The 15024-nt window shown below is 48.7% G+C and carries 13 protein-coding genes; 9 read left to right on the top strand and 4 right to left on the bottom strand.

The annotated features are described in order from the left end of the window. Positions 1 to 71 precede the first annotated feature (71 nt). The 4 genes from NNL21_RS01585 to NNL21_RS01570 all read left to right on the top strand — a co-directional run bounded on the left by NNL21_RS01585 (position 72) and on the right by NNL21_RS01570 (position 6864). Complete coding sequence (locus NNL21_RS01585; RefSeq protein ID WP_256555002.1) at positions 72 to 983, top strand: L,D-transpeptidase family protein; 912 nt, start codon at positions 72 to 74, stop codon at positions 981 to 983. Positions 984 to 1124: 141 nt separating this feature from the next. Further along, entirely contained in the window at positions 1125 to 1490 is a 366-nt protein-coding gene (locus NNL21_RS01580) for a MerR family transcriptional regulator (RefSeq protein ID WP_204815643.1), read from the top strand. Positions 1491 to 1505: 15 nt separating this feature from the next. Then, complete coding sequence (locus NNL21_RS01575) at positions 1506 to 1844, top strand: thioredoxin family protein (protein ID WP_204815642.1); 339 nt, start codon at positions 1506 to 1508, stop codon at positions 1842 to 1844. A 409-nt stretch (positions 1845 to 2253) separates the two neighbouring features. Beyond that, complete coding sequence (locus NNL21_RS01570) at positions 2254 to 6864, top strand: glycerophosphodiester phosphodiesterase family protein (protein ID WP_204815641.1); 4611 nt, start codon at positions 2254 to 2256, stop codon at positions 6862 to 6864. A gap of 142 nt (positions 6865 to 7006) precedes the next feature. Here NNL21_RS01570 and NNL21_RS01565 read toward each other — a convergent pair whose 3' ends face one another. Beyond that, positions 7007 to 7861, bottom strand: coding sequence for a phytanoyl-CoA dioxygenase family protein (locus NNL21_RS01565; RefSeq protein WP_204815640.1), 855 nt, complete (start codon positions 7859 to 7861; stop codon positions 7007 to 7009). A 196-nt stretch (positions 7862 to 8057) separates the two neighbouring features. On the opposite strand from NNL21_RS01565, the gene NNL21_RS01560 reads away from it, so the two are divergent. Next, complete coding sequence (locus NNL21_RS01560; RefSeq protein WP_204815639.1) at positions 8058 to 8474, top strand: VOC family protein; 417 nt, start codon at positions 8058 to 8060, stop codon at positions 8472 to 8474. A gap of 102 nt (positions 8475 to 8576) precedes the next feature. Here the strand turns inward: NNL21_RS01560 and NNL21_RS01555 are convergent, their stop codons facing one another. Beyond that, complete coding sequence (locus NNL21_RS01555; RefSeq protein ID WP_204815638.1) at positions 8577 to 9956, bottom strand: MFS transporter; 1380 nt, start codon at positions 9954 to 9956, stop codon at positions 8577 to 8579. Positions 9957 to 10261: 305 nt separating this feature from the next. On the opposite strand from NNL21_RS01555, the gene NNL21_RS01550 reads away from it, so the two are divergent. Next, on the top strand, positions 10262 to 10615 hold the full coding sequence (locus NNL21_RS01550; RefSeq protein ID WP_204815637.1) for a HesB/IscA family protein: 354 nt from the start codon (positions 10262 to 10264) through the stop codon (positions 10613 to 10615). A 69-nt stretch (positions 10616 to 10684) separates the two neighbouring features. Beyond that, entirely contained in the window at positions 10685 to 11662 is a 978-nt protein-coding gene (gene ribF, locus NNL21_RS01545; protein WP_204815636.1) for a riboflavin biosynthesis protein RibF, read from the top strand. A gap of 87 nt (positions 11663 to 11749) precedes the next feature. Here ribF and NNL21_RS01540 read toward each other — a convergent pair whose 3' ends face one another. Beyond that, entirely contained in the window at positions 11750 to 12733 is a 984-nt protein-coding gene (locus NNL21_RS01540) for a cation diffusion facilitator family transporter (RefSeq protein WP_204815635.1), read from the bottom strand. 342 nt (positions 12734 to 13075) lie between these two features. Here NNL21_RS01540 and NNL21_RS01535 point away from each other — a divergent pair, with 342 nt between their 5' ends. Next, positions 13076 to 13492 carry an AlkZ-related protein gene (locus NNL21_RS01535; RefSeq protein WP_204815634.1) on the top strand — a complete coding sequence of 139 codons (417 nt, stop codon included), beginning with the start codon at positions 13076 to 13078 and terminating at the stop codon, positions 13490 to 13492. 34 nt (positions 13493 to 13526) lie between these two features. Next, the gene (locus NNL21_RS37000) at positions 13527 to 13733 is read left to right on the top strand and encodes an AlkZ-related protein (RefSeq protein ID WP_444875336.1); all 207 of its coding nucleotides are present in this window, start codon (positions 13527 to 13529) and stop codon (positions 13731 to 13733) included. A 135-nt stretch (positions 13734 to 13868) separates the two neighbouring features. Here the strand turns inward: NNL21_RS37000 and NNL21_RS01530 are convergent, their stop codons facing one another. After that, a complete protein-coding gene (locus NNL21_RS01530) occupies positions 13869 to 14897 on the bottom strand; it encodes a LacI family DNA-binding transcriptional regulator (RefSeq protein WP_204815633.1) in 1029 nt (342 codons plus the stop codon). Positions 14898 to 15024 lie beyond the last annotated feature (127 nt).

Below are 15024 nucleotides of genomic sequence, written 5' to 3'. Positions count from 1 at the left end.
CATATGGGGGTACCGTGATCATAGAATATTACGGTGAAATGCATGGATGAACAGGACGAGGGGTGCTGTAGTTGGGGAAGACATGGAAACGCGGTGTCATGCTGACGCTTGCTCTATTGTTGTCGAGTATCGGTTTATTGGCCGGATCTGTAAGTGCGGCGACGAGTGAACATCAGTTGATCATCGTCAATAAGAAAACGAATCAGCTTGCCTTCTTTGAAGATGGTGAGCTGGTCAAAACATTCAAGGTAGCTACAGGAAAGACGCCGAAGCTGACGCCGGAAGGAAAATTTAAAATCGTCAATAAAATTAAGAATCGACCGTATTATAAAGAAAAAATACCCGGGGGAGATCCGAGTAACCCGCTGGGCGACCGCTGGATCGGATTGGACGTTAATGGGACGAAAGGCACGACCTATGCGATACACGGAAATAACAATGAGCGCTCTATCGGTAAGTATGTGAGCGCGGGCTGTATCCGCATGCATAATGATTCCGTCCATTGGTTATTTGATCGAATCAAAATCAATTCCTATGCTATCGTAACTTCATCGGATGAGACGTTTGAACAAATCGCGGAGAAGAATGGCTATCTCGTCGGACCGAAGCTGTTCCAAGGAACGGTATACGTAAACGGGATCGAGCAGCAGTTGAAAAGCACGCCCATTATGGCGGATTCAAGGATATTCGTTCCGATGAGGGAATTATTCGAGCTGCTTGGCGCAACAGTGAATTGGGATAACAAGACCATGACGGTTACGGCATTCGTCGGCGATCGAATCATTATTCATAAGCCGCTGACGAGCGAGGCGATCGTCAACGGAGACCTCATGAGCATGACAGCATCACGCTTTGTAGGTAATACGGTCATGCTGCCGCTGAGGGATATTTCAGCCTTATCGCAGTATGGCGTACAATGGGATGGAGCGACCAATTCGATTCATCTCACATCCAATGCGGCGGCGGATACGCTCAATCCTTAAGGATTAGATTCGTGATGCAGATACCTGAGAAGCTTGAGCAATCAAGCTTTTTTTGGTGTCTGTATAATTGCACTTGACTCTGACACTAATGTCAGCGTTTATTATAGCAATAAGCCACTCTCATAGACCCGGGGGATTATTATGAAGATCGGTAAACTTTCAACTTTAACGGGTGTTAGCATCCGATCCTTGCGTTATTACGAGAAGCAGGGGTTAATTACGCCCGAACGCCTCACCAATGGGTACCGCGACTATAGTCCTCTTACTGTTCATACGGTGAAAACAATCAAGCTGTATTTGAATCTTGGACTATCCACAGAGCAGATTGCAGGTTTTCTAACCTGTGTGCTTCAAAATAAAGAGGCATTCTGCTTAGAAGTCATGCCGATTTACCGGCAGAAGCTGGCCGAGATCGAGCGGCAAATCGTGGAGTTGAATCAAATTAGAGCCAATTTATTGGATCGTATGGCTTTTGTTCAATTGGAGGCGAATCTGAATACAGAATAGGAGATGATACGGAATATGGCGCTTATGCAAGCAGAAAGCAATGAGAGGTTGAAAGAGATCGTGCGTGAGGGTGTCGTTCTTGTCGATTACGTCACTGCATGGTGCCCGCCCTGCAAAACCTTGCTCCCGATCTTAGAAGAAATCGATGAGGAAATGACAGGAAGGGTGCGAATCGTAAAAGTGGATTGCGAGCAGTTGCCTGAATCCGCAGTAGACGCAGGTATTATGGGAACACCGACGGTTATTGTGTATCACGAAGGGCAGGCCGTTGAGAAGCTCGTAGGGCTGCGGCCGAAATCTCAATATCAAGCTGTGCTGGAGAAATACGTGAGCGGATCGGCCCGCCTCAGCTAATCGAACAGGGAATAGCCTCCTTGCGAGGAATGTTGAATAAAACGGTGGTTATGATGAAGGGTTCTTTACTTAATCATAACTAGCGTTTTTTTCGGTTTCCTGTCATGTTCATAGAGTAGACGTGACATCCAGCTTGCCAAGTCCTTGCAGCTAGAATCTATCATTCCTGATGTCGACAAAAGTAGGATCTAGACAAGATATTGGAAGTTTCGTCGAATGTCAGAACAGAAGGAGGACATTTGTCTTTTATAGAGAAATTGTCGGTAAATAGCCCCTTTCATGCCAGTTTGTGGTGAATTTAGGGTGCTTTTGAATGAAGGGGGTGAACAGGATTAAATCACGGCTAGACAGCCTTGCAACGAATCCGCCTATTTGTGCCAAATCGACGAACAATGGAGGAATATGAAGAATGAGCAGGAAAATAATAGCGACCTTATTAATGGTGTCTTTGTTGTGCTCTATGTTTTTAGACGCGGGCTCGATGGCTGCCGCCGAAGTAAGTGCCGATCCGGAGCGGACCTCGCTGAACATCCAGAAGACGCTCACAGCACCGATAATCGATGGGCAGTTAAACGAATCCATGTGGGACGCAACACAACCTATGCCGATTCAAATCGGCACTGGCGCGGTTCAGCCATCGTCTTTCGGGATGATGTGGGACTATTCTTATCTATACATAGCTGTAAATATAGAGGATGACGCGCTGATTCACGATGGCGGCGGATACTGGTTCGATCAGGATCATATCGGACTATTCTTCGATCCAACGCTGCATCAATCGGCACCGTTCATCGCAAATGATATGCAGATCGGGCTCGTCTACCAGCCGGATACGACGACTCCGGCCTTCTATTTCGGTGCGGCACCTAATCACGCAGGCAAGGACGAGAAGAAGATTCTGCGCGCGATTCAGACGACAGCCAGCGGCTGGTCGGCTGAAATTGCGATACCGTGGGACATGCTCGACTTCGATCCGGTACAGCGGAAGGAGCTCGGTATGCAGATCGGCGTAACCGACCGCGATACGGAAGAAACGCCGGCTGTGAGCAGTATGTGGAGCAATTACAACATGATCAACACCTTCTGGAATGATACCAGCGGATACGGCACTCTGCTGCTGGACGAGTCCAGTCCTGTCGACGGTCCGGTCAGCGACCTTCTGCTGGATGAGAACTTCGATGGATATGCTGACGGAGAAACGCCATTCGGATGGATATCCGATGTCAATGCAGGCAGCCTGCCCATGTCCGTCGTGCAGGGGGCAAACGGGGAGGGCGGACAGCTCGTGTTTGACGGCAGCAGCGCCGGCAAGCAAGCCCGGATTACCGCACCCGTGCAATGGGATAATTATACGGTGGAAGCAGACGTTACTTTCCAGGAAGCGCTGGATTCCGCTAGATGGGCAGGGGTGATGTTCCGGGTTCCTTCGAATGGCAAGCACCCTTACAACCAAATGGCAGTCAGGCAGAATGGAAGCTATGAGATTGCATACCGAACACCGGAGAACAGCTGGATCGTTCCTGTGAAGGGTTCCTGGGGCACCCCGCTTGTCATGAATACCGCGTACTCGTTCAAACTGAGAGTGTATGACAACAATGTTAAGGAATACATTAAAGCGGCATCTGACCCAGCCTATACGCTGCTGACAGAGAACATCTTAGATCTTAATTTACTCTCCCGCGGGAAAGTCGGTCTGCAAGCCGATCAGAGCAAGGTGGCCTTCGATAATGTGAAGGTAACGCGGATAACCGTAACCCAATTCGATATGACCGCAGCGGATACGCTCGAAGCATTGAGCGGAGCTGCGCCGGTGAGCTTCCAAGCCTTGTACTCGGATGGCATTAACGAATCCGTCCCCGCTAACCGGGTGAAGCTGTACTCATCGGACGAGAGTGTCATCCGGATCGTAAACAACCAGATCGTACCGGTCCGTGAAGGGGAAGCTCAGGTGAAGGCGGTTTACGGCAATGCGACAGCAGAATCCACGATCGTAGTAACGCCTTCTACTACCGGGGGGGCGAAGGTCGTCAAGCTGGCGCATGACAAAGGCTATCTATTGGCAAATGCAGGCGAAACGATCGATCTGCAAGCACTCGTCTTCTCTGCAGAGATGAACGATCTAACGACAGCGGAGCTAAGCGGCGACGCTCTTACGTGGACCGCGATCGATGAAGGTGTCGACATCGTTGATGGCATGCTAACCAGTACAGAACGGGCCGGTATCTTCAAGGTGAAAGCCGAGAAGGATGGAGCGAACGCCCAATTGATCGTCGTGGCGAAAAATACTGACGATGAAGAATATGTCTTGTACGAGGAGAATTTCGACGCAGTACCGAATGGGACTCTCCCGGAGGGATGGACCCGAATTGAAGGAACGACAGCTGCCAAAGCAGCGGTAAACGGCGGCGTGCTGGAGCTCGATGCGCGGACAAGCCCGGATAATCCGTCACGTCTTACGCTGCCTGATTATTTGGGCTTGTTCGGAGATTACCGGATTGAAGCGGACATTACGCATGCGGCGGTGAACGACTCGTCGCGGTGGAACTCCATCATGTACCGCATCCAGAATAACGATTATCCTTACTATCAAATGGCCGTTAGACAGAATGCAACCACGGCCAATGGAACGGAGTTTGCTGAGCGTACACCAGCCAATGGCTGGAACGTCATGGAGACCGCTTCGTATTCGGAAGCCATCCAAGCGGCAAAAATGTATCATTATCAAGTCATCGCAAAAGGAAACCGTGTTCAGCAGTCGATCGACGGTACCGTTCTGATCGATTCGGAAGCGGCAACCGCTTATGCTTCAGGTACAATCGGACTGCAAGCGAACGGCAGCCAGATGAAAGTGGACAATGTGAAGGTAACGCTTCAGTTGAATTCATTGCCGCCACTGCCCGCTGAACGGTTCGTCAATGTGATGGAGCCGCAGACATCCATCTCGCTCGCGCCTTCAATCGTCGCTGCGGTTAATAGTGCTGCTGAATTAGCCCAATTGACGGGTGATGCAACACCTGCTACGGTTATGCTGCACGTGGATGCTGCGCTGAATGTAACGGATTCAACCGGTAACGATGTCATTGGTACCGTATCCGATGTCGTCGATATCATCAGCGGCCGAATCATCCCGGCTTTCTACGTGAAAGATGAAGCTGCGGTTGACGCAGTGGTCGCGTGGATGAAGGCACAGCAGCTGGAGGATGCGTTCATTGTCTCCAGCCAGGGCGAGCTCGTGAAGAAGGCGAGATTGGCGTATCCGATCCTTCGCGGCATTGTCGATTTTCAATCGGCAGGCACGCTCAGTCATGAGGCATTGATGGATATTCGTCGTACGACCAATGCCAGCTTGGCCAAGATCGCATTACTTCCTGCGGACGCGGTGTCACGTGAGAACACGGCGTATTTGCAGGAACGGTTAATAACCGTGTGGGCGAAAACTACCGGTCAAGCAGACGGTTCGCTGGAGCTTCATCAGCTCATTACAGCAGGTACGAACGGGATCGTTACCGATCGGCCGGCTATGGCGAAGAATGCCCTCAGCGTATATGATAATCAGACTACACTGATTCGCAAGCCGCTTATGATCGGCCATCGCGGAATTCCGGCAATTGCACCGGAGAATACGCTGGAAGGTGCGAGCCTTGCCTATGATTACGGCGCGGATGTCGTCGAGAACGATATTTATCTGACAAAAGATAATCAAATTGTCATCATGCATGATCCTACGTTGGAGAGAACGACGAATGGAACGGGCAACATCGAGGATTACACGATGGCTGAGTTGAAGCTGTTGAAAGCGAATAAGCAATTCCCGGCTCAATATCCGAATGCACAGATTCCGACGCTTGCTGAATTTTTCGATACGTATAAAGGCAAGGATTTACTTCATTTCGTGGAAATCAAGAGCTATAAGCCAGAAATCATTGATGCACTCGTGCAGCTCATTAATGAGAAAGGAGTCGAGGATCAGGTCGTTGTCATTTCATTCAATGGCGAGCAGCTGAAGCTGCTTGGTCAGAAGATGCCTGGCATGTCGGTCGGATACCTGACTGGCGGCTATGCGAATGAAGCGAATATCAGCAAATCCCTGCGAACGACGCTGCAGGCGATCCAGCCGCTTAACGCGACATTCAATACGAGCTATCCTGGACTCGGCAAGAACTTTATGGAGGCCTCCAAACATCGCGGGATTACGATATGGCCATGGACATACCGTGATCAAGGAACCTTCGTGCAATATTATCAGCTAGGCACGTACGGACTCACGACCGATTATGCGAATTGGGCTTCGAACTGGGCTTCCGATATCGCGGCCAAACAAGAGAGCATTCAATTGAAGGTAGGCGAAAGTGCCGATTTGACCGCCATCACAAAGACGTACAAGGGCGATCAGAACGAAGTAACACCAACGGTCCTAGCGATCGATGGAGCGGATCTCGCGACTATTGACGGTAATCGGGTAACGGCGGTTAAGCCTGGCACGGCGCATGTCCTGCTAAGGTATTCGTTCACAACAGATCTGGGCAACAGCTATGATCTTTACACGCAGCCGGTCGCAATCGAGATTCAAGAGAAGGAGCCGGAGGCTAGATATACGCTTCAAGGATCCGTCGTCGTACCGAAGCTTCATAAGCTGAATGATCTTAGCGGGTTTACGGTTCGATTGAAGAAGGGGAAACAGGTCGTTGCGGAGACGGTGACCGATGTACAGGGGAAATATACGATTCCGTTCGAAGAAAGACATGCGTACACCGTTGAAATCCATGCGAATTCATATGTGAAGAGCGAGCGTCATGTCGTTCCCGGCAAGAAAGAAACCATTGTAACTGTAAAGCCGATGACCATGTATGTGGGAGACTTCAACCGCAATGGCCGCGTCGATTTATTGGACATTGCTGCCATCGCGAAAGTCGTTGGTAAGCAGCCGGAAGGCGACAGAGTCCGCTATGATACGGACAAAGATGGAGACATTGACAAACACGATGTGGCTGTCGTCAAGAACAACCTGGGCAGAAGATAGCTTGTAAGCAGAAGCTTCCGCGGTTTGATACCGCGGAGGCTTCTTTTGCTGGCTTGCGTGGAAGGGCTTACAAGAAAAGAGGCCGACCCGATAGAACGGACGACCTCTTGTTCGCTTTGTTATCTACTGTCCGTTAGACCGATTACATCTTCTTCAGAGCGGCTTCCTTCGCTTTGCGGGCTAATTCCGGTAAATGCGCTTGATTCTCTTGAATTTGGCGAAGATGCTTCATACGCTCCGGACTAGCATTCTTCAGCACAGCTTCACCATGAAGCTCTTCCACCCAGTAGGGTGCAAACGTGCTGACGTATTGCTGCAATTCATCCATATGTTCCTCGGTGTAATGTCTCGAGAAATTAACAAGAAGAACTCTGCGGTTATTACCGCCCCCGAAGGAAGCATGCTTCAAGTAGTTGTTAAACACGAGCAAGTCTCCCGGACGAATATCCAGCGGGATCGCCGGTAGTTCTTCTCGGGCAACCCCCCATTGCTCCATCATGTGAGGCGTGTGGATTTGTTCCTTCAAGATTTCGGTATACTGATCACCGATAAATTGACTCCCTGGCAGAACGCGCAGCGCGCCGGTGTCCTTCGTTACCGGATCCAAATAAAAGGAGAGATTGATGCTCTTCAGGTTGCCCGGCCATGTTTTGTCCATGGAGGTGTCTGAATGCCAGCCCGTCTCGCCAACATATTTATTGCCAGCACTGGTTAAGTAATTATAGTCTTCACCTAACAACGTCGAACAAATTTCTACTACTCTTGCGTCATCCAGCAGAGAAGCTAATTTCTCGCTGTGGCCGAGAAACGCGACAATGGTGGACGTCTTCTTGAAATCATGCTCCTTGCCGTTGAAGTTACCGCCCATTTTGTTGAATACGGCATTAAACTCTTCGGTAATTTCCATGATCCGATCCTTCATGAGTCCGCGAAAAATGAGATAGCCGAAGGTGTCGAAGAATGCCTTTTGTTGACTTGTTACTTGGAAATGTTCCATTTTAGAAAACCCTCCAATAGGTATCGTTTTTTCTAGTTTTATGAAGACACCCTGATTATACTATAGAAGTACGGAGGTACAAGTACTATTTTTTAGGACGGGAAGATAGCAATCGATAAGAATTCAATAGGAGAGGAGCATGGTATACTGAGAGGGAATAATGAAGACCAACTTTTATCTATGAGGTGAATGAGGAATGGGAACACAGGCGGACAAGATTTTTGTTAATTTACCGGTGAAAGATTTGAAAAAATCCATTGATTTTTTTACTGCACTAGGGTTTGAATTCAATGCCCAATATACGGATGATAATGCAACATGTATGGTTATTAGCGAGCATATCTTCGTGATGCTGCTTGTCGAGGACTTCTTCCAAACCTTTACCAAAAAGGCGATTTCGGATTCAACCAAGACGACTGAAGTGATTCTTGCGCTGTCTGCCAATAGCAGGGAAGCGGTCGATGAGCTGGTACATAAGGCTTTGGCAGCTGGAGGAAAGGCTTCTAATGATCCGGCAGATCATGGTTTTATGTATGCTTGGAGCTTCCAGGATATCGACGGTCACCTATGGGAGATCATGTATATGGATGAAAGTGCCGCTGATCAAGGTTAAGAGTGTGAATAAACAAGGAGGCTTATCGCGATGGCGATAAGCCTTCTTGTTTATTTGTGTCCGTTGGTTGGGTCCTGCCAGGCACGAGCGGACAGCCCTTCATCAAGCATGAAAGGAATGCCGAATCTGTTGTGCTGTCCGGTTATATAGGTAGGCACAGCCGATTGAAGCGAGTACGAATACGGCCAATCCCCAAAAAATATTGCCATACGCGGACGCAAGCGGCAGCTTCTGCTGCCAGACGAGCGAAGTCGCGATAGCCGCAACACCGAAAGCCCCGCTAAAGAATTGAAGCAGCTGGAATAAGCCGAGCCCCGATCCAATCTGCGAATCCGGAAGAATACGTGAGAGCTCGTTAGATACGCTGCTTGACAGAAACGTAAAGCCGACACTCACCAGTATATAGATCAGCAGAATCGACACGGGAGACGTACCGACTAATAAGGCAAACATGACGACCGAAAGCAGCAGAAGCAGGGGGGCATACCGGATAATAGCTTGGTTTCCGTAGCGGTCGATGATCTTCCCTACAACACGGGAAAGGAACATCGCAAGCAAGGAGCCCGGGAAAATAATGAGACCGGACATGCTTGCGCTAAGACCGAACTGCTGCATGAGCACCTGCGGCATGATGAACAGCGTCGCGACGCTGCATAAGTAAGCGGTGATTCCGACGGCGCTGAGCACCAAGAAAGGGCCGTTTCGGAATAGAGCCGGTTGAACAAAAGGATCTCTAGCCATTCGAATTCGGAATACGAACAGGCATAGCGCAGCAAGGCCTACCAAGCAGGCCAACCAATTCTGGTTGGTTAAAAACAGCAGAAGCCCGGTGATCCCTACGCCTGCGAACAAAGCGCCGAGAACATCGAATGAACCCGGTGTCGGTTTTTCCCGTGGAAGAAAGGTGAGAAAGAATGGAATTAAGAGCAAGGTGAGCGAAGTAACGGCAAACAGATAATGCCAACCGAGGTATTGGACGATCACACCTCCCGCCACGGGTCCAAGTCCTAATCCAAGCGCAGATGCGGACATGATCATCGCCATTGCTTTACCACGTCTTTCAATCGGGACGTACCGGGTTATCAAGACGAGGGATAAGGCAGGCAGAGAGCCGGCTCCCGAAGCTTGAAGCAGACGCGCGATCAGAAGGGGGATGAAGCTGTTGCTGAAGAAACCCATAATGGCCGCTGCTCCGAAGGATAGAAGACCTGTAATAAACAATCTGCGGATTGGAATGAAATCCGACAATCGGCTGTATGTTATGGATGAGATGGCGAAGAGAATCGAGTAGCCCGTAACGATCCAAGAAACTGAAGCAGGCGAAATCGAGAATTCACGCGAGACATCAGGGAGTGCCAAATTGAACATCATCGTGTTCATCACAACAAGTACGATCGAGAAACCGAGCAGCAGTGTGACCAGACCTTCCCTGAGTTGAATTTGTTCACGTAATGGAAGGGCAGTGCTGGCAACGTTGGACATGATAGACCTCATTTCACTTTCATTTCTGAATTTCTTAATTTCGATTGTTATCGAAATATATCATGGCTATAGACGAAATGCAATGATTTTCCTCAGTGGAGGTTCTGTGTGGACATGAGCAAGGTGAAGATAACATACATTTTATATACTATTATTGACTAAGTACACAAGCAGGATTACAATGATCTTGAGCATTACAAACATATTGGTTTGTAAAGTCGCAACGATAAATTGAAAACTAGCGTGCCCAGCTTGCCATCGAACGACTCGATGCCAAGACTGGTTACGAATTCGAGGTGCTAAGCATGATTGAAATAAGTGAAATGGCATCATCCCAGATCCATGAGATGCTCCGTCATCATGATATCCCCGACCTCTTCCTGCGAGTTGGGGTCGTAGACGGCGGCTGCAGCGGGTTGTCCTACGATTTGCGATTTGACGACAGCCAGTCCGCGGAGGATCTTATATACGAGATCGACGGTCTTAAAGTCTTGGTTGATTCCAGCAGTGAAGAATACTTAAGAGGCTTGAAAATTGATTACAAAGCGCAGGGAATGACGGGTGGATTCACGATGGATAACCCTAATGTGAAAGCAAGCTGCGGCTGCGGGGCAAGCTTTCGAACGGCGACCTATCGGGGTAAAGCCCAAAAATGTTGATCATCGGAAGTATGGGATTACAGCGCAGTGGTTCAACGGCAACCATGAGTCAAGTAAGAGGTGAAAGACATGGAAGTTATCAACATTACAAACCTGCCGCCCGTGAATAAGGAGCCTCTTGTATTATGCCTTGGCCAATTTGACGGGCTGCACAGGGGTCATCAATATCTATTGGAGCAAGCTCGCCAGTTGTTGGAGCTTGACGATACACTCGCTGTATGGTCCTTCAATCTCCACCCGCCCGTTATGAAGGAAGAGGATAAGATCGGTCTGTCCTTGCTGACTCCGGTAGCGGAGAGGAGAAACCTGCTCGTTAGCTATGGCGTGAAGAAGCTTTACGAAGGTCCATCCTTCATAGACCCTGCTGAGTTTTCACTGGAAACCTTCGTTCTGGAACAAGCAGCATTACTCAATGTCAGACAGATCGTGGTAGGCGAAACTTTTTGTGTGGGTAACGAATCTGCTTCCAGTGTTGAGATGCTGCAGCAACTGTGCAATCAGATTGGGACGCCCGTCACCGTAGTTCCCGCTATCAAGTATGACGGTAGAGCAATCAGCAGCACTACCATTCGTGAACAGGTCAAAGCGGGTCAAGTCGGCCTTGCCAATGAACTATTGGGACGTCATTATACGATCCAAGGGATTGTTGCGCATGGGAATAAAATTGGGCGAACACTCGGATTTCCAACTGCGAACTTGGATCACATCGACGATTATGTCGAGCCTTCACCAGGCGTATACATGGGAATGACTGAAATATATGATTCGAAGAATGATCGCATGGAATCTTGGAAATGTCTGATCAGTGCAGGCTATCGTCCGACCGTCGGCGGCAAGACATATAAGGTGGAAGCTTATTTACTTGATTACTCCGGAGATTTGTACGGTCAAACGATATCGGTAAGCTTCGTAGAGCGGCTGCGGGGTGAAATCCGGTTTCCTTCACTCGATGCCCTAATTGTGCAGATGCACGAGGATGAACGCAAAGCCAGAGAAGCCTTCGGCATGCCGACAACTAGAAGCGTTCCTGTTGATAGCCCATTATGAGACAGGTCGCCGTGAAATAAATAATGGATAGAGAATCAGATGGTTTCTGATGGCTCTATCCATTATTTGCGTTTGCCCTGCATTCGTCTAACGAGTGTCAGGATTCCAGCTCTTTATCTCGTCATCTTCAATGATCCCCAGCGTTACATCCGTAATGTCCGGATTCTGCAGCAGGCGATCCCGCAGCTTAAACTTGATATCGTCCGCATCTGCGAGCGAGAGACCCTTCTTCAACTCGATGAGTCCTTCTATATGATAATAACGTCCCTCCTGAAGAACGCGCATCTGATAGATATCGGTTACGGAAGGATCGGACAGGATCACATTGGCTACCTTATCCTCTACGTCGCGGGGAGCAGCTACACCGATAAGCCCAACCATGTTATCGTAGCCGACTCTGAAGGCGACAACTACCATGAGGGAGCCGATCAATAACGAGACAATGCCGTCGAGTGCCTTGAAATTGGTAAGCGCCGTGAATACGACGGCTACTAGGGCCAGGAAAGCACCTGTCGTGGCAACAAGATCTTCGTAGAACACCAATCGGGTTGGGGGAGCGGCTCGCCCAACATTCCGAAACGCACCGGGAATGACACCAAATCCTTTGGCTTCCGCCCGCGCTTCGTGAACGACTTCTTTCATAGCTTTTAACAAGATGATGCCATCGACCACAATAGAGGCGAGCAGGACGATTAGATTTAACCAAAAGCCATGAGATTCAGCTGGATGGGCAATGAGATGCAGCCCTTCTCGAATGGTTTCATAGGCCATCACCGTAACCACGAGGACGGCAATCATACAGAAGATGTTAATGACCCGCCCGAATCCGGTCGGAAATTTGCGTGTCGGCTTCTTCTCTGCAAGTACGCTCCCCGCAAATACGAAGCCTTGGTTGACGGCGTCTGCGATCGAGTGCATCATAGAAGCGAACATGGCTCCATTCCCGGTGAAGAAATACGCGATTCCTTTGAGGATCGATATAAACGTATTTCCGATCGCCGCGGCAGCGGAAGAGGTATTTCCTTTTTTGAGTAGGCTTCTGAATGAATCTTTCTGGGGTTCTGCTTCCATTGGTTTGATACTACCTCCGCAATACAATTTTTACCTGTAATTTTATCATGCGAAAAATAAAACAATCAATATTCATTATGCACATAACGGTTGCGATTCATATGTTGAGCTTTCATAATAGTTATGGTCTTTTTCGAAGTACATCTGAAGATATCGTTAGTCAATACATATATGATGCACAGTCTGTAGAGAGGGCTTACCTTATAATGGATAATCGCTATGGGGTAGTGTAAGCTTATCATTAGACCCATAGTTGATTCACAACCGGAGGGGTCGTCCATTAGAAGGTACGATTATAGCCGCTATATGACGAGAGCGGTTCCATTAGAAAGGGGTATCAGATTGAAACCGATTCATTATCAAGAATTTGTTCAATTGGCGGAGGCGTACAGAATTCTGCCTTTCTCGGATTTTGTTCCCGAATATCCGGCTCTTACCACTGCAGCATCCCATAACGACTGGCATACCGGGACAGACACGGATCCATGGTTATGGCGGCTGCGAATTGTTCAGGACGGCGTAGCTGCCTACGGCAAATTTTTCGGCAGCAAGCTATCATTCATCCATGTCGATCTATTCCCTGTCGTCAAGTCGATTCTTACTTCCGATCGCAGCGCAGAAGAAAGGTATCAGGATGGAATGATGTCTGCAACCGCTTATCATATGTATAAGATCTTAATGGAGCAGGGAAATGTGGATTCACGCCATTTACGCATGCTGTCGGGACTAGATTCCAAAGAAGAAAAAAACAGAGTATGATAAGTCATTAGTTGAGCTGCAAAATCAGGGTGATGTGGTTATTACGGGCGCGAAAGAGAATGATACGAATTCCGGTTGGAGCAGCATGTGCTACGAATTATCGGAACAATGGTTGAATTCGAACGGAAAGAGTGGACAGGCCCTCTCCATGGAGGAAGCCAAGGATATAATGAGAGAAGAATTAACGAAGACATGCTCAAGCCCGGCTTACAAGTACTTTGCTAAGAAGTTAGGCATATAACCTCATAGATGAAGATGGAGGTAGAGCCGAAGGCCCGCAGGTCGGGTCGCTGTTTCTTCGATACCTATTGATAAACAATAAAGAAGCGGAATGAATCTTATTCAGTCCGCTTCTTTATTGTTTCGCTCACATGATCTAGTTACTCATCTTCCTCGGCGTGGCAACCGACTGCCTGACGACCAGCGCGGGCTGGACTAATATTTTGTTGCATGGGGAATCGCGATCCTCCAAGCGCCACAGCATCAGGTCCACCGCTTTCCTGGCGATATGCTCCCGCGGATAATTAACTGAAGTCAGCGGAGGATATTGCCACTGGGAGGAATCCAAATTGTCGAAGCCGACAATGGATACGTCATCGGGAGTTTTGAAGCCTCTCGCATTCAAGCTGTTGTTTAATACGAAGGCAATGGGGTCATTGGCACAGAAGAAGGCGGTCGGCAAGTCATCATAGTCGATTTGACGTATTATCGGGTTGAAATTGATAGCTCCAAAGGCATCTTTAAACTTCATATCGTAGATATGCTTCGAATTGGCCTCCAACCCCCAGTATTCCAATGCATCGATAAAGCCATTGTATCGATCGTGAAATCCGGGAGACAGCCTCTTGTCGCCGATAAAGCCGATTCGATGATGGCCCGCATGAACCAAGTGCTGCACGGCCGTATATGCGCCCTGATAATCGTTGGGAAGCACGACATCGACGTTCAAAGCGGGGTAATCGTAATCAATGACGATCGTAATCTTGCCGGTTGCCTTCAGCTCTTCGGCAAACTTCTGGGAGAATCTTCCGAATAGAAAGAGCGCAGACGGATTCGCACTTTCAATTAATCTGAAGATGGCACGGTCGTCTCCGTCCATTGGAACTCCATGTATAGCAACCTCCAACCCATGCGCCTTCATCGCATTATCGATGAAAAAATAAGTTGACATCGTGTGGGGCTCCGTCAATTCACGGCGGTCTACGATTATGAAAGCATCTGTTCCCCGCTGCTCCTTCTTGACTGGTTCGGATAAGCCTCCGTACTTCATTGAGGCAGCCGTTTCCATGACAAGCTTCCGTGTCGCTTCACTCACGCCTTGGTGGCCGCGAAGCGCTTTTGAGACAGCTGCTGTCGATAGTCCGAGTTTCTCCGATAAATCCCGCAGTGTGACCTTTTTCTTCATCTCGAACTCCTTTTCCAATCCGCTTCAGATTAATTTATGTTAACATTCCAAAGGAAATTAATCAATATTTCACGAGTCTAGACCTGATAATGTAATTGACACGAAAGGTGGGAGGTAATAAAATATT

The organism is Paenibacillus mendelii, from assembly GCF_024498075.1.
Classification (GTDB): domain Bacteria; phylum Bacillota; class Bacilli; order Paenibacillales; family Paenibacillaceae; genus Paenibacillus_Z; species Paenibacillus_Z mendelii.
Note: the sequence above shows the minus strand (reverse complement) of the source record. Positions and strands in the feature narration are given on the sequence as shown.